Genomic DNA, 17,180 nt, shown 5'->3' on the forward strand with positions numbered 1-17,180 from the left:
ATGACGGAGAGCCGCCGCTACACCAGCGTTGAAGAGCAGGTCGTATACGGGCTCGATACGATCCCGGCTGATCGGATGGTTTCGATGCCGCTCCGCGAACTGATGTTTGTCTTTGAGACCATGGGTGAGTTGAACCGCTTCTTTCACCAGCCTCTGCACTATCGTTCGCTTGCTGACGTCAAGACGTTCTTGGGTAGCAAGGAAGGCGGTGCACTCCAACTCATTCAGGAGTGCTACTATCGAAAACTGAGGAATGCCCTTCCACCTGATATTGAAGCAGAATTTGATGGGGATCGTTTCAACCATCCCGACAGTCCATATTACCACCAAGGAGAATAGCGCAGCTCGTTTTGCATGCGGTTAGTGCAAGGTCTGAAGCGAATAGGAAACCGCGACCATGCTGTCGCGGAAGCGGGACGGATTACCAGGCGTTTCGGCTCACCATGAAGTGATGCCCTGTCAGTCAGCGCCTTTCGTAACTATCTGTGCGAAGACCACGAACAAGAAGAACAATCGAGGGAGATCCCCAGAATGGACGCCAAAACCTACCCCGTGACCCGCACCGACGCCGAGTGGCGCGCGCTGCTGACGCCGGAGCAGTACCAGGTGATGCGCCACCACGGCACCGAGCGGCCGGGCAGCTGCGCGCTGCTTTACGAAAAGCGCGCCGGCACCTTCACATGCGCCGGCTGCGACCAGCCTTTGTTTGAATCCAAGCTGAAGTTCGAAAGCGGCACCGGCTGGCCGAGCTTCAACGATCCCGTCGAAGGCTCCGTCGAAAACACCGTCGACCGCAGCTACGGCATGGTGCGGACTGAATGCCATTGTTCGCGCTGCGGCAGCCATCTCGGCCACGTCTTCCCCGACGGCCCGCCGCCCACCGGCCTGCGCTACTGCATCAACGGCGTAGCGCTGAACTTCGAGCCGGCCGCCTAGTTCGCTCTTTATCAATACGCGCCGCGGGTACTGCCCGCGGCGTTGTCATCTGACTACTGCAACCAGTTTCCTGGCGATCAAAGCAGGCTGGCGAGGATGATCCAGAGCGTGGCGCTGATCTTGATGGCGCCGGTGTTAGGGAGTCCAGTCATGTCGGCCGTGCGCAGCACGCTGCCATAAAGGAACAGGTTGTAGGGCAGCGGGATCAGGTGGACGGCGACTGCCAGCAGGGCCGACATCTTGGCGGCCAGGATCAGCAGCGCAACGATCGTCGTGGCGATGTTGATGATGCTGCCAACCACCACCATGTCCCACCAGAACAGCTGGCCGAGCGGCACCTCGCCGTTCCAGCGGCGCGAGAAGAAGGCCGATAGCCCGCCTTGTCCGCCCAGAGGGTTGTCAGAGGGGTGGAATTGTCCCGCGCTGCTCATGCCCGACCTCTTCACCTTCGCGGCGAGCCGGCGTGCGGCCCGTCGCACCATGCATTGTAGCATGTAAATAGGGCATCATCTCAGTCGTCTTTACAAGTCCAACCAAAGCTTCACTTGCCAATACAGTGAACGATTGCAAGCATTTGTCTGCCCCACACTCGTCAGGCGAGCAGACCATCGATGCTTTCGACCAATTGCCGCGAGGCGGTCAGACAGCGGCGCGCTCGCTCCAGAGGTGAAACGCTATCGCCAAGCCGCATCATCGGAATCTCGATGCTGAGCGGCCGGTCGGCGGGCAGGGCACCAAGATAGGCCCTCAGCGGCAATGCGCCGTCGCCGGGCAGGTCGCGGTCGAAGGCCGAGTGGCGCACCATCGTTTCAAGGTCAGCTGGCGCAGGCGGAGCGTCGCAGAGGTGGATATTGTGGAGCAGGTTCCGGTCGATCGATGCCAGCTCGGCCGAGATACCCATTCGGTCGATATGCAGCATGTCGAGGATCAACCCGGCGCCGTAAGCTGCGCCTGCCGTCACCACAGCCAACGCTTCGGCGAGCGTCCCGGCAGCGCGGTGGGCAATCGGTTCGAAGTCGACGCCGAGCCCGAAGCCCGAAGCCATTTCGGCGAGGGCGGCAAAGCGGTCCTCGATCTCGGTCTGTGTGATCGTACCGCGCATGTCGGCGACAACGATCAGGCGAGGCGAATCGAGCGCTGCCGCAACCTCCATGGCGGCGGCACTTTGCGACAGATCGAATTGCTTGCGGATCATCCAGCTTTCGACCTCCGTCACCGTCAACCCTGTATCTCCGAGCAGGCGTCTGCACGCGGTGACGAGCGCCTTGTTGCCGAGCAAAGGCGATGGCGCGTCGGCCGCCGTTGTCGGATGGATGCGCAATCCGAGATGATCGTAGCGGGCCTCCGCCGCGATCCGGATCGACTCGAGCGGCGAGACGACAGGTGCGGTCAGATACGACATCGAGAAGCGTCTCATGGCTAACCCTATCTGCGGTACTTTGAGGCTGGATGGTCGGGCGCGGTGCGCGGGCCCGCGCCCGTCACCTTCTCGCGCAGGGTGCCTGTGCCATATTCGGTCTTGAACATGCCGCGCCGCTGGAGCTCCGGCACCACCATGTCGATGAAGTTCTCCATCGTCTCATGTGCCAGGATGCGAGCGATGTTGAAGCCCTCGACATCGGCGTGCTCGACCCAGCGCGCGAGTTCATCGACAACCTGATCCGGCGTGCCGACGATCAAAAGGTTGCGGCCGCTGACCACCATGCTTTCGGCCGCCTGGCGCACCGTCCAGGTGCCCTTGCGCGTCAGGATTTCGAGCTGCGAATGCGCAGCATCGGTCTTCTCGTAGCGGATCGGCTCGTCCAGCGGATACTTCGACAGGTCGATGCCAAGTGCCGCCGACAGCTGGCACAACATACCTTCGACGCTTGTGTGGCGCTTGTAGTCCTCGTAGCTGGCGCGGGCGCGGGCCTCGGTCTCGTCGACGATGATGGTGGCGCCGGCGAAGAATTTCAGGCTCCTCGGGTCGCGGCCAAGCTCGGCGGCGCGCTTGCGCATGTCGGCGACCTGCGGCGCGACAAGTTCGAGCTTCGGGCCGTTGATGAAGATGCCTTCGGCATGGGTGGCGGCGAAATGGCGGCCGCGCGGCGATCCGCCTGCCTGAAACAGCATCGGCGTGCGCTGCGGCGAGGGTTCGGCGGCGCTGACCGCGCGGATCTTGTGGTGCGGGCCGCCGTGGTCGAGTTCGGCGATTAGGGCAGGGTCAGCATAGGTGCCGCTCGCCTTGTCGCGTTTCAGCGCGCCGTCGGCCCAGGAGCCTTCCCACAGGCGGTACATCACCTCCATGAACTCGTCGGCGGCGTCGTAACGCGCGTCGTGCTCGGCCAGCTCGTCGCGGCCCATGGCCAGCGCGCCGCTGCGCAGGAAGGACGTCACGATGTTCCAGCCGATCCGCCCGCGGGTCATGTGGTCCAGCGTCGTCATGCGCCGGGCAAACAGATAAGGCGTCTCGTAAGATGCGCTGCCGGTGATGGCGAAACCGAGATTCTTGGTCACCAGCGCCATGGCCGGCACGATCACCGCGGGATCGAGGCTCGGCGCCAGCGCGCCGCTGCGGAACGCCGGTGCGAAGCTCTGCTGGTAGGTGTCGGGCGCGCCGAGCGAGTCCGCCAGAAACAGCGCATCGAACAGGCCGCGTTCAAGCAGGCGGGCGTAGTCGGCCCAATAGTCGATGCTGGTGAAATCGAGTGCCTTGTCGCGCGGATGGCTCCACAGGCCGAAGGCGAGGAAGCTCGGATTGCACTGGTCGAGCGCGTTGAGCCTGATTTCCCTGGTCATGCTATGGCCTCCTCCTGTCGCGTTTGCGGGCAACTTCCTGGAGGCCATGCATGTTTTCAAATGACCGTTTTCGACGGGGCGATCTCGAAATCAGACCACTCATCCCGTGGCCTCGAATTGCCCGGCTAATGTCTCGACAAAGCGCAGCAACACTGGCGTTTCGATCTCCGCGCGCCAGAACAGCTTGAGCGGCAGCGGCACCGAAAATCCTGTGACGTCGCGAATGACGACGTTCGGAGGATGGCGGCCAGCCTGGGAGCGGTTGACGAAGGCGATGCCGAGGCCCGCCGCGACCAGGCTCAGCGTCGCCTCGGTGCTGCCGGTCTCCATCAGCACGCGGATGGCGACGCCGCTGGAGTGCAGGGCCTGCGCGACCTTCTCAGCCATCAGGCCTGATTGTGCGAGGTCCATGCCGATGAAGTCGGCGCCGTCGAGGTCCTCTACGCCAAGCCCACTGTTGGCGGCGAGTGGATGATGCTCGGGCAGGGCCAGCGCCAGATCGTCGAGCACAAGCTGCCGCGACTTCAGGCTGTGCGGATAGCCGAGCTCATAGGCTAGGGCGAGGTCGATCGTACCCGCCACCAGTGCCTGGAAAGCCTGCTCCGACAGCATCGGCGTCAGCCGGAGCTCGACCGTGGGATTGGCGCTGCGGAATGCCTGCAGCCCGTCGGGGATCGGCGCAAACATCATCGCCGCGCCATTGAAGCCGACGCGCAGCAGCGACACCTGCCCGCTGTCGATCAGGTCGAAGCGCCGGATTGCGAGGTCGACCTCACGCAAGATGCGTGACGCGTCCTCCAGTAGCGCTTCGCCGGCCAAGGTCAGCCGTACGCCGGTCGGTTCGCGCTCGAACAGCCTGCCGCCGAGCTGTGCTTCCAACTCACCGATGCGCCGCGACAGCGCCGACTGCACGATCGCCAGCCTGTCAGCCGCCTTGTGGAAGCTGCCGAGTTCGGCGGCGACGACGAAGTGCTGCAGGTTCTTGAGGAGCTGGGTCCGGCGGATGCCAAGCCGGCCAAAGCTGCGGCTCTCCTTCGGGCCCTCGGGCTTGAGGTCTGGGGCATCGGCGGTCATCTGGCACCACGCGCAACGGGGTCTGATCGTACCGACTGTGCCGATGCCGAAACGAGATCGCCTCGTCCGAAAAGGTCATTTGCAGCCGAAAGCTGCTGCCTGTCTGCTGAAAGCCGAAACAGCGATGCCTCGGGAGGACATAATGGCGGCAAAACCCCTTATCGTCGGGATCGGCGGCACGACGCGCAATGGTTCGTCGTCGGAGCGGCTGCTGCACCAGGCGCTGGCGGCAGCGCAGGCGGCGGGTGCGGACACGCTGGCCTTCAGCGGCGAGCGGCTGCTGTTTCCGATCTATGGCACGGCCAAGCCGGGTGCGGTGGAGCAGGAATTCATCGAAGCGCTGCGCCGCTGCGATGGCGTCGTCATCGCATCACCGGGCTATCATGGCTCGGTGTCGGGCATGATCAAGAATGCGCTGGACTACGTCGAGGAGTTGCGTGGCGATACCAGGCCCTATCTCGAGGGGCGGCCGGTCGGCCTGATCGCTGCGGCTGCCGGATGGCAGGCGGGCGGTTCGACGCTGCAGCATCTGCGTTCGATCGTGCACGCCCTGCGCGGCTGGCCGACACCGTTGGGCGTCATAACCAATTCGTCGCTGCCTAACTGTGATTGTGGTGACCAGATCGCGCTGATGGTCAGTCAGGTCGTGGACTTTGCGGGCGCGTTTGGGGCGGGCAAAGCCAGCATGGCTGTGTCGCAGCAGCCTTTGTGCGTGGCGTGAAGTGCTCGCTACGAGGGCTGCGGCGCATCGCTTTGGATGCGCCGCGGCCGAATTGGCCTCAGCTCATGCCGAGGGCAGCCTTGTAGAGGTCGAGGATCGCCTCTGCCTCGTCGCGCTCGGCCTGGTCCTGCTTGCGCAGGCGGATCAGGGTGCGCAGGGCCTTGGTGTCGAAGCCGGTGCCCTTGGCCTCGGCATAGACGTCCTTGATGTCGTCGGAGATGGTCTTCTTTTCTTCTTCAAGCCGCTCGATGCGCTCGATGAAGGCGCGCAACTGGCCGGCGGCAACGGTCTGGCTGGTATCGGTGATTTCGTCGGCCATGGGGCACTCCGCAATTGTGATTGGAACAGCGCGACTCGGCGCGCCATGGGGCATTTAGGCCCGGTTCGATGCCCGATGATGGCAGGAGGGTCAAGGGGACGTGGCGGCGCAGCTGACAGGACGCTACGTAAAATCCGCCCGGTGATCCCTGGGTCAGTGATCCTTGGGCCGGCTGGTCTCGAAGGCCGCCTTCTGCGCGTCAGTGGCGTCGCGCTGGTGCTTGGCCTGCCATTCGGCATAAGGCATGCCGTAGACGATCTCGCGTGATGTCTCCTTGGACAACTCGACGCCGGCGCCTGCTGCCGCGTCGCGGTACCAGTTGGACAGGCAGTTGCGGCAGAAACCGGCGAGATTCATCATGTCGATGTTCTGCACGTCGGAACGCTCGCGCAGATGCTCGAGCAGGCGGCGGAAGGCGGCCGCCTCGAATTCGCGCTGCTGCGCTTCGCTGAGTTCGGCCATCTTGCTCTCCATCACAGCGGCCCGGTGCGCGAGCCGAATTGTTTGACCTCGTGTATATCGGCACGGCTGTTGATCGCGTCAACGATCGGCGCGAGCCGATTTGCCCAGGCGCTGGTGCCGGCGTCGTCGCCGATCAGGTCCTGGCGGATCTCGATCAGCGCATGGGCAAAGCCGCTGACGATACAGTGCTTGTACATGGTGTCGCCGCGCAGCGCCCCGTCATAGGGCTCGTTGTCGCCGACGATGATGGCCTTGTCCTCGGCCAGCATTTCGATCAGCGGCCAGGCGGCACGATGGTCCATGTCCCACAGCACGCCGGCATGCCACGGTCGGGCGCGGCCTTGCATGACAGGGGTGAAGGAATGCACCGACAGGATGAAGGGTGCCGTTCCGGTCTCCTTGTGCACCGAGGCGATCATCGCCCCGACAGCGTCGTGATAGGGCCGGTAGAAAGTGTCGAGCCGGCGCTCGCGCTCTTCGGCAGACATCGGATAATTGCCCGGGATGACCGAGCCGTCATAAAGCTGGCGGATCAGGGTCGGGTCGTCCTCGCCGCGGTTGGGATCGATCAGGAGGCGCGAGAAGTTGGCCAGCACCGCCGGCGCGCCCATCATCGCCGCCAGCTTGCGGGTCACCTGCTCGGCGCCGATGTCATAGGCGATGTGGCGCTCGAACTCCTCGGGTGGCAGGCCGAGATCGCCATATTCCTGCGGCAGGTCGCGCCGGGCATGGTCGCACAAAAGCACCAGGCCGCGGCCGCGGTCGCCCTCGATGATTTCGAACGGGGCAAAGAGAGTGTTTCGCGTCATCGGAGGCAAATTGTCCTTCGGCACGGCTTCGGTGTAGTTTTCGTCGCCGCAGCTGCTGTGGGGATATGTGCTAACGCCGTTGTTTTGCCAACCTTTTTTCGAATATGCCAGATGGGGCGGCAAATCACTGCGGCTGAGCGCATCTAAATCGATTGGATAAGCGCCGTGCCATGCGTTGACATGCGCCTGCACATTGCCGAAAAGGGCACCAGAAAATGAAGAATACGTCGAAGAGGGGCTTGGGGATGGAACTTGCCGGGAGGCCGCGCGCACGCTCAGCCTTCGCAATGCTTTTCCTTTTCCTGGCGGTTCCCCTGTTTGCCTCTGTTGCCGCGACGCCTGCGCATGCCGACTTCAGGGTCTGCAACGCGACCCAGAGCCTCGTCGGCGTCGGCATCGGCTATCGCGCCAAGGCCGGCTGGATCACCGAAGGCTGGTGGCACATCGAGGGGCAGACCTGCAAAACGCTGATCGAGGGCCCGCTGTCATCGAGGTTTTATTATCTCTATGCAGAAGATGCCGAGCGAGGCGGACGCTGGGACGGCCCCATCAACATGTGCGTGGCTGAAAAAGAGTTCAAGGTTGCCGGGGTCACCGACTGCGTAGCACGCGGTTTCCAGCGTGCCGGCTTCCAGGAATACGACACGGGCGAGCAGGCGAACTGGATGGTCCAGCTCACCGACGAGCCCGCAACGGGCGGCGGCAATGCGGCCGCCTCGGGAACGAACGGTCAATGAGACGCAGCCGCAAGGTCAAGATACTCGCCACACTCGGTCCGGCCTCCTCCGACGAGGTCATGATCCGCAAGCTCTTCGATGCGGGCGCCGATGTCTTCCGCATCAATATGAGCCACACCGACCACGATTCGATGCGCACGCTCGTCGGTCGCATCCGTAAGGTCGAGGAGGCGGTTGGCCGGCCGATCGGCATCCTCGCCGACCTGCAGGGGCCGAAGCTCCGCGTCGGCAAGTTCGCCAACGGCAAGGAAGAGCTGACCGTCGGCCAGACCTTTACCCTCGACGACAATGCCGAGCTTGGCGACAACAAGCGTGTCCACCTGCCGCATCCCGAAATCCTCAAGTCGGTCCAGGAAGGCCATCGCCTGCTGATCGACGACGGCAAGCTCGAGCTCAGGGCTACCAAGACCGACGGCAAGTCGATCGTTTGCACGGTCGTTGCCGGCAACAAGATTTCCGACAAGAAGGGCGTCAGCCTGCCCGATACCGACCTGCCGGTCGGCGCGCTGACCGAGAAGGACCGCAAGGACCTCGACGCGGTGCTCGAGACCGGTGTCGACTGGGTCGCGCTGTCCTTCATCCAGCGCCCCGAGGATCTCGCCGAAGCGCGCAAGATCGCCCAGGGCCGTGCGCTGCTGCTATCCAAGATCGAGAAGCCGCAGGCGGTTGCTCGCCTTGCCGAAATCATCGAGCTCTCCGATGCCTTGATGGTCGCCCGTGGCGATCTCGGCGTCGAGATGCCGATCGAATCCGTGCCCGGCATCCAGAAGCAGATCACCCGTGCAGCGCGCCGTGCCGGCAAGCCGGTGGTTGTTGCCACCCAGATGCTGGAATCGATGATCACGGCACCGGTGCCGACACGCGCCGAGGTCTCTGATGTGGCGACCGCGGTGTTCGAAGGCGCTGACGCGATCATGCTGTCGGCCGAATCCGCTGCCGGACAGTACCCCGTCGAGTCGGTGGCAACGATGGACCGCATCGCCCAGCAGGTCGAAAAGGATCCGACCTATCCCGGCATCATCAACGCCCAGCGCTCGCAGCCGGAAGCGACCGGCGCCGACGCAATCTCGCTTGCGGCGCGCGAAATCGCCGAAACGCTGAAACTGTCGGCGATCGTCACCTATACCGCCTCTGGCACCACCGGCCTGCGCGCGGCGCGCGAACGGCCACAGGTGCCCGTGATCGCGCTGTCGCCGATCCTGGACACTGCGCGCCGCCTGTCGCTGCTGTGGGGCACGCATTGCGTCGTTTCGCCGGATGCCGTCAATCTCGACGACATGGTCGATCGCGCCTGCAACGTCGCCTTCAACGAAGGTTTCGCCGCTGCCGGCGACCGCGTCATCATCACCGCCGGCGTGCCGCTTCGCACTCCCGGATCGACCAACATGCTGCGCATCGCCTATGTCGGTCCGGAAGGCAAAGGCAGCAGGTAAGTTTAAGGGAGTAAGGCAGTAAGGGGGTAGGGCAATAGGCGGCTCCGGCCGTCCACGCCTGACTCTCTACTGCCTTACTGCCCTATTACCCTACTGCCCTAATCGGCGCCTTCTCGTTCACGCACATATCCGTGCCGAACTCATCGCCCGCTATGCGGGCTTCGACCTGCCGCGCCATGGCCTGCAGGTCGCGCGGCTGGCCGGCGAGCTTTTCAACCGCTGCCGCGACCAGATCGGGTGCCACCCAGTCAGGCTTGTGGCCGAGGTTCCTGACCCAGACCAGCTCGGCGCCAGGAATGTCGCGGGCAAGGCCGATCGAGTGGATCTCCTCGTAGACGACAGTGTCCGCGTCGCCAGAAATCACCGCCGTCGGCGCCTTGATTTCGGCATATCGCGGTGCCGCCTTCAGCGCGTGCCGGTACAACCCCTCGACGTCGATCGCATTGGCGCGAAACGCCTGTGGCCGCAGCACGAGCTTGATCGAGGCTTCGTCGACATAGCCATCGGGTACCTTGTTGGGCGAGAACACGCAGGTCGTCGCCGCATCGATGCGCATCAGCCCGGCCGGATTGGCCACCATCGCCGCGAACAGCCGCCCGACCGCCGGCCTGGCGCTCAGGCTGTAATACCAGGACGTGTCGCCGCCCGGCCAGGGATGCGTTGCCGCCGACATGAACAGCAGCCCGCGCGTCTTCTCAGGATGCTCCAGGGCAAAGGTCGCCGCGATCGCGCCGCCGAACGAATGGCCGACGATGATCGCGTCCATGATGCCGAGCTTGTCCATCAGGGCACATGGTCGCGGCTTGCCCTTCCTGCGTCTCGTTGTTGCCGTGCCCGCGCTCGGACCAGCCATGGCCCGGTCGGTCGAAGAACAGCATCTCGGCGCGGCCTTCGAACTGCCGCCTGAGCGGCAGCATCTGGTCCTTCAGGTTTGCGGACGCCCCGTGGATGAAGACCAGCGGCGGCAGCTCGGCGCCAGCAGGCGCCGGCACATGGACGTAATGGATGTTGGTGCCAGCTATGTCGATGAAGCTGCCGACGGGCGGGTTGCGGCGCTCGATCAGCCACGATGCCACACCGGTAAAGCCAGCCAGCGCAAGCACGATCGCAACGAGCAGGACCAGGACGAAGGTGAGGATGTTCATGCGGCTCGTGGGAGGGGAATAAGGGAGTATGGGCATAGGGGAGTAAGGCAGTATGGCAGTAAGACAGCAAGGCAGCAGGTGCAATCGGCGACGTTGGCCTACTCCCCTATTCCCTTAATCCCCTATTCGCTCAAATTCCTTCGCCCGCCAGCTCTTCCTCCAGCCGCGACACCTCGTTCTGGGCGTTGCGCAGCATCGGATAGATGACCAGCACGCGTTGCCAGGCCTGCAGTGCCAGCTCGTTGTGGTTGGTGGCGGCCATGATCTGGGCCATGCCGGAGAGGGCGCCGAAATGGCGCGGCTCGAGTTCCAGCGTGCGCTCGATGTCGGTCATCGACTTGCGGAAGTTGCCCATCATGAAATGCACGGTGGCGCGGCGGTTCCAACCTTCGGCGTATTTGGGCTGCAGCGTCACCACCTGGTCGAGAAAGTCGAGGGCGACGTCGAATTTCTTGGCTTCCAGCGCCTGCTGGGCCCACAGCATCATCAAATCGACGGAGGCGCTGCCAGATCTGTACCAGGCCTCCCAGATCCGGTTGGCGAGGCGTTCGGCGGCCTTTTCATTGCGCTCGCGCTTGAGATCGGAAAACAGCGAATCGAGCTGGGTGTCGGCCTTGGCGACAACGGTATCGCCGCTCGACTGGGCAAACGCCTGGAGCGGCAGCGGCGTTGCCGCAATGGTCAGGATAAAAAAGGCAAAAACGCTCCGCATGCGGAAATTCTAGACCCCCGCATGGGAACGTCAAACTGAAATTGCCGTGATGCGCCGGCCGCGAGCGGCCGGACGAGCATCAGCCCTGGCGGGCCTTGTAGCGCGGCGCAGTCTTGTTGATGATGTAGATGCGGCCCTTGCGACGAACCAGCTGGCAGTCACGGTGGCGGCCCTTGAGCGCCTTGAGCGAATTCTTGATCTTCATGTCACTAACCCGTCAGATGGGGCCCATCTTCCGGGCCGAAACCAAAGCGCGCCCAAAGTGCGCGCCCAATTTGTGTGAGTGGCTCTTAGACGAGGAGTCTTGGCCAGTCAACCGCGAGAGGGCACAGCGTGGCGGTTTGATCGGCTTTTTTGCCGGCAATGGTCATGGCGATGCCGAAGCGGAGACTTGCCAGTGGACAGCCTCGCTGGAATCCTCCCGTTCGTCAGGCAACGGAGAGGCAGATGCGGCTTTCGATTCTCTTGATCTCAATGGCGGGCGCGATGCTGGCATCGGTGGCGTCGGCCGAGGAATGTTACCGCAACGACCAGACCCAGATGGGCATGAACATCTGCGCGGCTGCCGACTACGCGGCCTCGGACGCCAAACTCAACACCGCCTATGGCGACATCATGAAATGCCTGTCCGACAACGCGGATGCGCGCAAGATGCTGCAGGATTCGCAGCGCGCCTGGATCGCCTTCCGCGACGCCGAGTGCAAGTTCGCATCCTCCGGCGTCGAAGGCGGGTCGATCCAGCCGATGATCCATTCCGGCTGCCTGCAGGGCCTGACCGACGCGCGCGTGGCGCAGCTCGGCATCTACCTCAAATGCGAGGAAGGTGACCTCAGCTGCCCGGTACCGGGCCAGTAAGGCGGCCTGTCCGCTTGCTGTTCAACATCGGGTGAAGGGACGACCGGCTGGTATCGTCTCAGGCGTATCCCACCTTGTTCTGCGCCTCGCAGGGAAGGCCGAACTGCGCGCCCCAGCGGCACAGCGAGTCCGCTGCCGCATTGAGTGCTGCGCCGCGTTCGGTGAGCGAATAGACAACCTTGGCCGGCGTCTCCGAATAGACTTTCCGGTCGACAAGCCCGTCGGCTTCCATTTCGCGCAATTGCTGCGCCAGCATCTTTTCGCTGATGCCCGGAATCGACTGCCGCAGCCGGCCGAACCGGCGCGATGCCGTTCCGAGCTGGCAAAGGATGTCTATCTTCCATTTGCCTTCGGTCATCCTGACCGCCTGCAAAGCCATTGTCCGCCGTATTGTCCATGCTGCTCCCCTTACCGCCAGGTGACCACTTACGTCCCGGTTCGTATTGTGTGCCGCTCATCTCACCATACCTCCACGACGTCGCGACCGAAGTCGCATCGTGGCGCCGCCACTGGATATGGAGAGTTGGAATGAAGCGTTCAATTGCGGTTGTTGGAACAGGCCGCATGGGGTCGGCCCTTGCCCGCGCCCTGCTTGCATCAGGTCATCGCACGACAGTCTGGAACCGGACAAAGGAAAAGACCGAGCCGCTGGCCTTGCTCGGTGCAACCGTAGCACCTTCGGTGCTGGAGGCCGTCACCGCAGCTGAAGTCATCATCGTGAATGTCAGCGACTACGCCGCGACCGCAGACATCCTTCGTGACGACGCCGTCGCCTCCGCCATTCGCGGCAAGCTGATCGTCGAACTGACGTCGGGAACGCCGCATGGTGCCCGCGATGTCGCCGAATGGTGCGCCAGACACGGCGCCAGCTATCTCGATGGCGCGATCATGGCGACGCCTGACTTCATCGGCACGGATGCGGGTACGATCCTGGTCTCGGGGCAGGGCCAGGCCTTTCAGGACAACGAGGCCGTCTTTCGCGCATTGGGCGGTAACGTCCAGCATGTCGGACAAGATCCTGGACGTGCCAATGCGCTTGATAGCGCTTTGCTGGCCCTGATGTGGGGCGCATTGTTCGGAGCGCTCAACGCGATCGCCGTAAGCCAGGCCGAAGACATCGATCTGGGCGAACTGGGCCGGCAGTGGACGGCGACAGCGCCAGTGGTCGAGGGACTTGTCACTGACCTCATCAAGCGCACCCATGCCGGCCGTTTTGCCAGCGACGAGGAGACGCTGTCGTCGATCGCCATCCATCACAGTGCGTTCCAACATCTCCTGGAACTCATGGATGCGCGGAGCATCGACCGCTCCGTGGTTGACGGTTATGGCTCCATCTTCCAGCGGGCGATTGCAGCCGGCCAGTTGCACGGAGATTTCGCGGCGTTGTCGCAGTTCATGGGCAAGGTCGCCTGAGAGCCGTAGTAACGAGGAAGCTGGCCGCCTAGTCGGCCAGCCTCACGCCCGACACTTGATATGAAGGAAACAGAATGTCTCTGACGCTTCTCGTCGACACCTATTGCGCCGCCTGGTCCACGGAGAGCGCCGAGCAGCGGCGGGCCTTGCTGCTGTCGGTGTGGAGCGACGGCGCAACCTACACCGACCCTACAGTCCATGCCGAAGGCGCCGAAGAGCTGCTCGCGCATATCGCAGGCATTCAGGCCAGGCACCCCGGCGCCCGCATCCTGCGCACCAGCGACGTGGACATTCATCATGGCGTCGCGCGCTTCGCGTGGAAGTTCGTGATGCCGGACGGCACATCGCCGCCCGAGGGCCTGGACATCGCCTTCGTCGATGCCGACCACAAGCGCATAACGCGCATCATCGGCTTCTTTGGCGCGCTGAAAAGGTGAGACGCGTCGATCCCCGGCGAGGTCGTGGAGACCCTACCACTTCACATTGAGGCCGACCTTCGCGCCAAGCGCATTGTTGTCGCCGAAATCCTCCATGCTGCCCCTGGCGAGAGCCTCGCCGAAGACGCTGTAGCGCTCGTTCGCCCAGCTCAGCGAGCCGCCGATGCCAACCCCGCCCCAAAGCCCGCGGTTGCGTGACGTGAAGACGGTTCCGGATACATCGACCGAGGAGCCGTCGAGGAAGTCGTAATAGAGGTTGGCGACGCCGTAGAGGTGGGTCCGCTTCGTCTCGCCGGCCGCGTCCTGCCATTCGGTCTCATAGTCGGCGGACAGGCCGAGGCGGCCCACCAGCGTGTCGCCGCCATCGCTGAGCGACACCTTGCCGTCGTACCGGTCGGTGAAGTCGCTGAAGCGCACCGACGAATAGGCCAGCTGTGCCTGCGGCGTCAGCGACCAGTTGGCGCCCAGCCCGATCTTCTTGCCGGCTTCGATGCTGAGCCCGTAGCCGTAGGCGTCATTGCCGTCGACCAGCGTCGTTCCTATCGTGTCGGAAACGATGTCGGCCTCGTATTTGGTCAGTTGCGCCTGCCCGTCGATGTAGAGGCCGCTCGCGCCGTACCAGGTGAGCGTACCACCGACCCCGAAGCCCAGGGCGTCGATCGAGCCGGTGCCGTAGTTCGATGAGATGTCCGAGCTTATCGTTCCGAACTGGCCCTTCACCCCGGCCACCAGGGCGCCGGCCTCGCTCTCGTGCAGCAGGCCGTCCAAGCCGGCCTGGAGCCTCCAGGTGGTCACGTCATAGCTGGCGCCGGTGGTGGAAACATCAGGCTCGAATTTCGCCTGTGATGCGTTCATGCGGGCCCAGATCGCGCCTTTGTCCGCACTCGCGGGCTGCCCGCCATTGAGCGTTTTCCGGCTGCCGACTCGCTGTTGCAAGGTGCCGAGCTCGTTGAAACTCTGCAGCACGTTGGCGTAGTTTTCGTAGAGCGGCACGGTGGGCGCATAGAGCGGGCCGGAGTCGATGAGCTTAGAACGCAGGTACCAGTCGCCGTCGGCCACGCTCTCCGTGCCCTTATAGAGCCGGTAGGCGTAGGCGCCGCCGACCACCGCCTGGTCGCCCTCGAACACATAGTCGCCAACAAGCGAGAACGTGCCGTTCGATGCGCCGCCGACCTCGATGACCTTGATGCCGTCGACCGTCTGGGCGCCGGTGCCGCCGACATTGGTGACGACGAGCGACGAGGTGCCCGAGGTGCCGCCGTTGACTATGAGTCGCTCGGTGGCCGAGCTATCGTCGCCGAGTGCGGTGTTCACATAGACGGTGCCGCCGCTCCCGACATAGTTGCCCGTCACAGTGAGCGTGGTGTTGGCGCCGCTCAAGCGCAGGGCGCCCGCATTGTTGATGCTGGCAATGGTCTGGTCGAAGCCGCCGAGATCGAGCGTACTGTCGGCCAAGGTTGAATAGTCGCCACCGAACACACCGGCCGCGCCGGCCTGGAAAATGCCGTCCTCGATCTTGGTGGGGCCGGAATAGCTGACAATCGAGTTCTGGATCAGCGTGCCGTCGCCGCGCTTCACCAGTCCGCCCGCGCCGGTCAGGGCGCCGCTCAGCGTCAGCACCGCGCCGGGGTTTACATCGAAGATGCCGTCGCCGGTGAAGGTCATGGCGCGCGTGCTCGCAAAGCTCGCGAGAGCATGTAGCGAGCCGCCGTTGAAGGTGAGCGCGCCGGCCAAAGCGCCCAGCGCACCGTCATTCGATATGGCGAGCGTGCCGCCCGAGATCGTCGTGCCGCCGCTATAGTCATTCGCGCCCGACAGCGTCTGCCTGCCGCCGGTGAGCGTCAGCCCGCCGCTGCCGGAGATGACACCGGAGAACAGATCGTTGGTATTGGTGATCGCCAGGGTCTTTGCGCCAAGCGCAACACCACCGCTGCCGGCGAGGCTCTTGATGCTGGTGCCGCCGGCGGCAAGGTTGGAAATATCGAACGTCCCGTCCGCGACGACGCGGCTCGAATTGCTGATGTCGCCTGCGCCGAGTAGCCGAAGGGTGCCGGCCTGGATCAAGGTCTCGCCGGCATAAGTGTTGTTGGCGGACAGGATCAGAATGCCGCTACCGATCTTGGTAAGTCCGCCGGCACCCGTAAGCGCGGATGTTGTGTCGGTACCGACGACGAACGCGCCTGTGTCGATCGTCAGCCCGCCCGCGAGGATGTTCAGCTCGGTGCCGGAAAACCCGACGATGAAGAGAGCGGGGGCGCTGCCCGCAGCGCGTAAGATGCCATTGTCGAAATTGACCTGCGAGGCCCCGACTCCGGTGCCGTTCAGGGTGCGGGTCTCCAGCGTGGAGCCGCCACTGATATTGATCGTGCCAGACCCGAGGCCACTGCCCACCCTCGTGCCGGAGACTGCTGTTGCCGATACCTTCGCCCCATTTTCAATGTTGAGCGTGCCAACCCCCGAGAAGCCGACAACAAGCTGCCCGCTGGTGACCAGCCATTGTGACCCGGGTCCGGTGACAGTCACGGTTCCATTGCTGTTGAGGGCCTGCCCGATCCGCACGGTCGCGCCGATGGAGGTCAACGTGCTGCCGTTCTGAATGGTCAGATTGCTTGTCGAGTTGGCAGTCGCGGCGATGGCAATGACTCCGGTCGTTCCGGTCGCCGCGCCGCCAACACCGAGCACCGTCGTGGTTGGCGTCGTCGTGTTGCCGATGCTGACGGCATTGCCAGCAGCTGGAGCCACGCCCCCCACCCAGTTGCTCCCAACGGTCCAGTCGGTGCTGGTGGTTCCGCTCCAGTTGACCTGCGCCGTCGCCGAGCCGCCGGAGAGAGCCACGAGAACCGCTGCCACGCCGACGCTCGCGAGTAGCTTGGCCTTGCCTGAGGGACGGAGACGATTAGCGTAGCCGCGCCCGGACGCCTCAGCAGACATGCAATCCTCAAAATACGCAAAATTACCGCGATGCAGAATCAGCGGACACTGCCGATATTCCAAAGTTTAGACAAGCACACCTGTCATGCTCATGCGTTGTCATAATTAAGAAAGATTTGCGACATACCTTCTGCGCGAGTAATTGTGTCTTTAGACAACTTAAGATTGCGGCGCGATGCCGACATGGATACTGTCGGTCAAACTTCGCATCTCACCCGTTGCCGAGCCCAAATCGCAGTGTTTAGGGGTGTTTGCTGCCAAGCCGCTGAGTGGGCCTGTCGGCCGCTCGCGGCACGGCAGTAGCCGTGCGAAATGGCTTATCTTGCGACCCGGGGTGCCATAGCCTTGCCTGGAAGTGGACGGCGACGGATCGGGGAAGATCGCGCATCCTGTCTGGCGGCTATCGAAGGTTGGCCGT

19 protein-coding genes and 1 pseudogene are annotated in these 17,180 nt (G+C 63.6%); 8 read left to right on the plus strand and 12 right to left on the minus strand.

The genetic code is table 11. The annotated features are described in order from the left end of the window. Complete coding sequence (locus ACSQ3E_RS20210; protein WP_436124055.1) at window positions 1–339, plus strand: hypothetical protein; 339 nt, start codon at window positions 1–3, stop codon at window positions 337–339. A gap of 192 nt (window positions 340–531) precedes the next feature. Beyond that, entirely contained in the window at window positions 532–936 is a 405-nt protein-coding gene (gene msrB, locus ACSQ3E_RS20215) for a peptide-methionine (R)-S-oxide reductase MsrB (protein WP_436124056.1), read from the plus strand. A gap of 77 nt (window positions 937–1,013) precedes the next feature. Here the strand turns inward: msrB and ACSQ3E_RS20220 are convergent, their stop codons facing one another. The 4 genes from ACSQ3E_RS20220 to ACSQ3E_RS20235 all read right to left on the minus strand — a co-directional run bounded on the left by ACSQ3E_RS20220 (window position 1,014) and on the right by ACSQ3E_RS20235 (window position 4,788). Next, window positions 1,014–1,367 (minus strand): hypothetical protein, encoded by a 354-nt coding sequence (locus ACSQ3E_RS20220; protein WP_310321172.1) that lies wholly within the window; start codon window positions 1,365–1,367, stop codon window positions 1,014–1,016. Between the two features lie 161 nt (window positions 1,368–1,528). Further along, the gene (locus ACSQ3E_RS20225; RefSeq protein ID WP_436124057.1) at window positions 1,529–2,338 is read right to left on the minus strand and encodes a sugar phosphate isomerase/epimerase family protein; all 810 of its coding nucleotides are present in this window, start codon (window positions 2,336–2,338) and stop codon (window positions 1,529–1,531) included. Window positions 2,339–2,361: 23 nt separating this feature from the next. Continuing rightward, window positions 2,362–3,714 carry an LLM class flavin-dependent oxidoreductase gene (locus ACSQ3E_RS20230; RefSeq protein WP_436124058.1) on the minus strand — a complete coding sequence of 451 codons (1,353 nt, stop codon included), beginning with the start codon at window positions 3,712–3,714 and terminating at the stop codon, window positions 2,362–2,364. A 99-nt stretch (window positions 3,715–3,813) separates the two neighbouring features. Beyond that, window positions 3,814–4,788 (minus strand): LysR family transcriptional regulator, encoded by a 975-nt coding sequence (locus tag ACSQ3E_RS20235; RefSeq protein WP_436124059.1) that lies wholly within the window; start codon window positions 4,786–4,788, stop codon window positions 3,814–3,816. A 142-nt stretch (window positions 4,789–4,930) separates the two neighbouring features. Here ACSQ3E_RS20235 and ACSQ3E_RS20240 point away from each other — a divergent pair, with 142 nt between their 5' ends. After that, window positions 4,931–5,509, plus strand: a complete 579-nt coding sequence (locus ACSQ3E_RS20240) for an NADPH-dependent FMN reductase (protein WP_436124060.1) — start codon at window positions 4,931–4,933, stop codon at window positions 5,507–5,509. A gap of 58 nt (window positions 5,510–5,567) precedes the next feature. Here the strand turns inward: ACSQ3E_RS20240 and ACSQ3E_RS20245 are convergent, their stop codons facing one another. The 3 genes from ACSQ3E_RS20245 to ACSQ3E_RS20255 all read right to left on the minus strand — a co-directional run bounded on the left by ACSQ3E_RS20245 (window position 5,568) and on the right by ACSQ3E_RS20255 (window position 7,099). Beyond that, on the minus strand, window positions 5,568–5,828 hold the full coding sequence (locus tag ACSQ3E_RS20245; protein ID WP_067956960.1) for a DUF2312 domain-containing protein: 261 nt from the start codon (window positions 5,826–5,828) through the stop codon (window positions 5,568–5,570). Between the two features lie 153 nt (window positions 5,829–5,981). Continuing rightward, entirely contained in the window at window positions 5,982–6,290 is a 309-nt protein-coding gene (locus tag ACSQ3E_RS20250; protein ID WP_436124061.1) for a DUF1244 domain-containing protein, read from the minus strand. A gap of 11 nt (window positions 6,291–6,301) precedes the next feature. Further along, entirely contained in the window at window positions 6,302–7,099 is a 798-nt protein-coding gene (locus ACSQ3E_RS20255; protein ID WP_436124062.1) for an N-formylglutamate amidohydrolase, read from the minus strand. Between the two features lie 287 nt (window positions 7,100–7,386). On the opposite strand from ACSQ3E_RS20255, the gene ACSQ3E_RS20260 reads away from it, so the two are divergent. After that, window positions 7,387–7,836, plus strand: a complete 450-nt coding sequence (locus ACSQ3E_RS20260) for a DUF1036 domain-containing protein (protein WP_310321184.1) — start codon at window positions 7,387–7,389, stop codon at window positions 7,834–7,836. Continuing rightward, window positions 7,833–9,269: a pyruvate kinase gene (pyk, locus tag ACSQ3E_RS20265; RefSeq protein ID WP_310321185.1), complete on the plus strand. Its 1,437-nt coding sequence runs from the start codon at window positions 7,833–7,835 to the stop codon at window positions 9,267–9,269. Before ACSQ3E_RS20260 ends, pyk begins: the two co-directional genes overlap by 4 nt. 85 nt (window positions 9,270–9,354) lie before the next feature. Here the strand turns inward: pyk and ACSQ3E_RS20270 are convergent. The 3 genes and pseudogenes from ACSQ3E_RS20270 to ykgO all read right to left on the minus strand — a co-directional run bounded on the left by ACSQ3E_RS20270 (window position 9,355) and on the right by ykgO (window position 11,331). Beyond that, window positions 9,355–10,414: pseudogene (locus ACSQ3E_RS20270) on the minus strand (alpha/beta fold hydrolase). Between the two features lie 130 nt (window positions 10,415–10,544). After that, window positions 10,545–11,126, minus strand: coding sequence for a tetratricopeptide repeat protein (locus tag ACSQ3E_RS20275; RefSeq protein ID WP_310321189.1), 582 nt, complete (start codon window positions 11,124–11,126; stop codon window positions 10,545–10,547). Between the two features lie 79 nt (window positions 11,127–11,205). Beyond that, entirely contained in the window at window positions 11,206–11,331 is a 126-nt protein-coding gene (gene ykgO / locus ACSQ3E_RS20280) for a type B 50S ribosomal protein L36 (protein ID WP_018429929.1), read from the minus strand. A 242-nt stretch (window positions 11,332–11,573) separates the two neighbouring features. On the opposite strand from ykgO, the gene ACSQ3E_RS20285 reads away from it, so the two are divergent. After that, window positions 11,574–11,981, plus strand: coding sequence for a lysozyme inhibitor LprI family protein (locus tag ACSQ3E_RS20285; RefSeq protein ID WP_436124063.1), 408 nt, complete (start codon window positions 11,574–11,576; stop codon window positions 11,979–11,981). Window positions 11,982–12,039: 58 nt separating this feature from the next. Here ACSQ3E_RS20285 and ACSQ3E_RS20290 read toward each other — a convergent pair whose 3' ends face one another. After that, a complete protein-coding gene (locus ACSQ3E_RS20290; protein WP_436124064.1) occupies window positions 12,040–12,339 on the minus strand; it encodes a winged helix-turn-helix transcriptional regulator in 300 nt (99 codons plus the stop codon). Between the two features lie 170 nt (window positions 12,340–12,509). On the opposite strand from ACSQ3E_RS20290, the gene ACSQ3E_RS20295 reads away from it, so the two are divergent. Both ACSQ3E_RS20295 and ACSQ3E_RS20300 read left to right on the plus strand, forming a co-directional pair. Then, a complete protein-coding gene (locus ACSQ3E_RS20295) occupies window positions 12,510–13,394 on the plus strand; it encodes an NAD(P)-dependent oxidoreductase (RefSeq protein WP_436124065.1) in 885 nt (294 codons plus the stop codon). Window positions 13,395–13,468: 74 nt separating this feature from the next. Further along, window positions 13,469–13,831, plus strand: a complete 363-nt coding sequence (locus ACSQ3E_RS20300) for a hypothetical protein (RefSeq protein WP_436124066.1) — start codon at window positions 13,469–13,471, stop codon at window positions 13,829–13,831. Window positions 13,832–13,864: 33 nt separating this feature from the next. On the opposite strand, the gene ACSQ3E_RS20305 is transcribed toward ACSQ3E_RS20300, so the two are convergent. Next, a complete protein-coding gene (locus ACSQ3E_RS20305; protein WP_436124067.1) occupies window positions 13,865–16,762 on the minus strand; it encodes an autotransporter outer membrane beta-barrel domain-containing protein in 2,898 nt (965 codons plus the stop codon). Between the last annotated feature and the right edge of the window lie 418 nt (window positions 16,763–17,180).

It is taken from the genome of Aminobacter sp. LjRoot7 (genome assembly GCF_964252895.1).
Classification (GTDB): domain Bacteria; phylum Pseudomonadota; class Alphaproteobacteria; order Rhizobiales; family Rhizobiaceae; genus Aminobacter; species Aminobacter aminovorans_B.

What these genes read in the sequence shown, in the direction of transcription:
- ACSQ3E_RS20210 (WP_436124055.1), top strand. Translation starts at nt 1, where the DNA reads ATGACGGAGAGCCGCCGCTACACCAGCGTTGAAGAGCAGGTCGTATAC.
- msrB (WP_436124056.1), top strand. Translation starts at nt 532, where the DNA reads ATGGACGCCAAAACCTACCCCGTGACCCGCACCGACGCCGAGTGGCGC.
- ACSQ3E_RS20220 (WP_310321172.1), bottom strand. Translation starts at nt 1,367, where the DNA reads ATGAGCAGCGCGGGACAATTCCACCCCTCTGACAACCCTCTGGGCGGA.
- ACSQ3E_RS20225 (WP_436124057.1), bottom strand. Translation starts at nt 2,338, where the DNA reads ATGTCGTATCTGACCGCACCTGTCGTCTCGCCGCTCGAGTCGATCCGG.
- ACSQ3E_RS20230 (WP_436124058.1), bottom strand. Translation starts at nt 3,714, where the DNA reads ATGACCAGGGAAATCAGGCTCAACGCGCTCGACCAGTGCAATCCGAGC.
- ACSQ3E_RS20235 (WP_436124059.1), bottom strand. Translation starts at nt 4,788, where the DNA reads ATGACCGCCGATGCCCCAGACCTCAAGCCCGAGGGCCCGAAGGAGAGC.
- ACSQ3E_RS20240 (WP_436124060.1), top strand. Translation starts at nt 4,931, where the DNA reads ATGGCGGCAAAACCCCTTATCGTCGGGATCGGCGGCACGACGCGCAAT.
- ACSQ3E_RS20245 (WP_067956960.1), bottom strand. Translation starts at nt 5,828, where the DNA reads ATGGCCGACGAAATCACCGATACCAGCCAGACCGTTGCCGCCGGCCAG.
- ACSQ3E_RS20250 (WP_436124061.1), bottom strand. Translation starts at nt 6,290, where the DNA reads ATGGCCGAACTCAGCGAAGCGCAGCAGCGCGAATTCGAGGCGGCCGCC.
- ACSQ3E_RS20255 (WP_436124062.1), bottom strand. Translation starts at nt 7,099, where the DNA reads ATGACGCGAAACACTCTCTTTGCCCCGTTCGAAATCATCGAGGGCGAC.
- ACSQ3E_RS20260 (WP_310321184.1), top strand. Translation starts at nt 7,387, where the DNA reads ATGCTTTTCCTTTTCCTGGCGGTTCCCCTGTTTGCCTCTGTTGCCGCG.
- pyk (WP_310321185.1), top strand. Translation starts at nt 7,833, where the DNA reads ATGAGACGCAGCCGCAAGGTCAAGATACTCGCCACACTCGGTCCGGCC.
- ACSQ3E_RS20275 (WP_310321189.1), bottom strand. Translation starts at nt 11,126, where the DNA reads ATGCGGAGCGTTTTTGCCTTTTTTATCCTGACCATTGCGGCAACGCCG.
- ykgO (WP_018429929.1), bottom strand. Translation starts at nt 11,331, where the DNA reads ATGAAGATCAAGAATTCGCTCAAGGCGCTCAAGGGCCGCCACCGTGAC.
- ACSQ3E_RS20285 (WP_436124063.1), top strand. Translation starts at nt 11,574, where the DNA reads ATGCGGCTTTCGATTCTCTTGATCTCAATGGCGGGCGCGATGCTGGCA.
- ACSQ3E_RS20290 (WP_436124064.1), bottom strand. Translation starts at nt 12,339, where the DNA reads ATGACCGAAGGCAAATGGAAGATAGACATCCTTTGCCAGCTCGGAACG.
- ACSQ3E_RS20295 (WP_436124065.1), top strand. Translation starts at nt 12,510, where the DNA reads ATGAAGCGTTCAATTGCGGTTGTTGGAACAGGCCGCATGGGGTCGGCC.
- ACSQ3E_RS20300 (WP_436124066.1), top strand. Translation starts at nt 13,469, where the DNA reads ATGTCTCTGACGCTTCTCGTCGACACCTATTGCGCCGCCTGGTCCACG.
- ACSQ3E_RS20305 (WP_436124067.1), bottom strand. Translation starts at nt 16,762, where the DNA reads ATGTCTGCTGAGGCGTCCGGGCGCGGCTACGCTAATCGTCTCCGTCCC.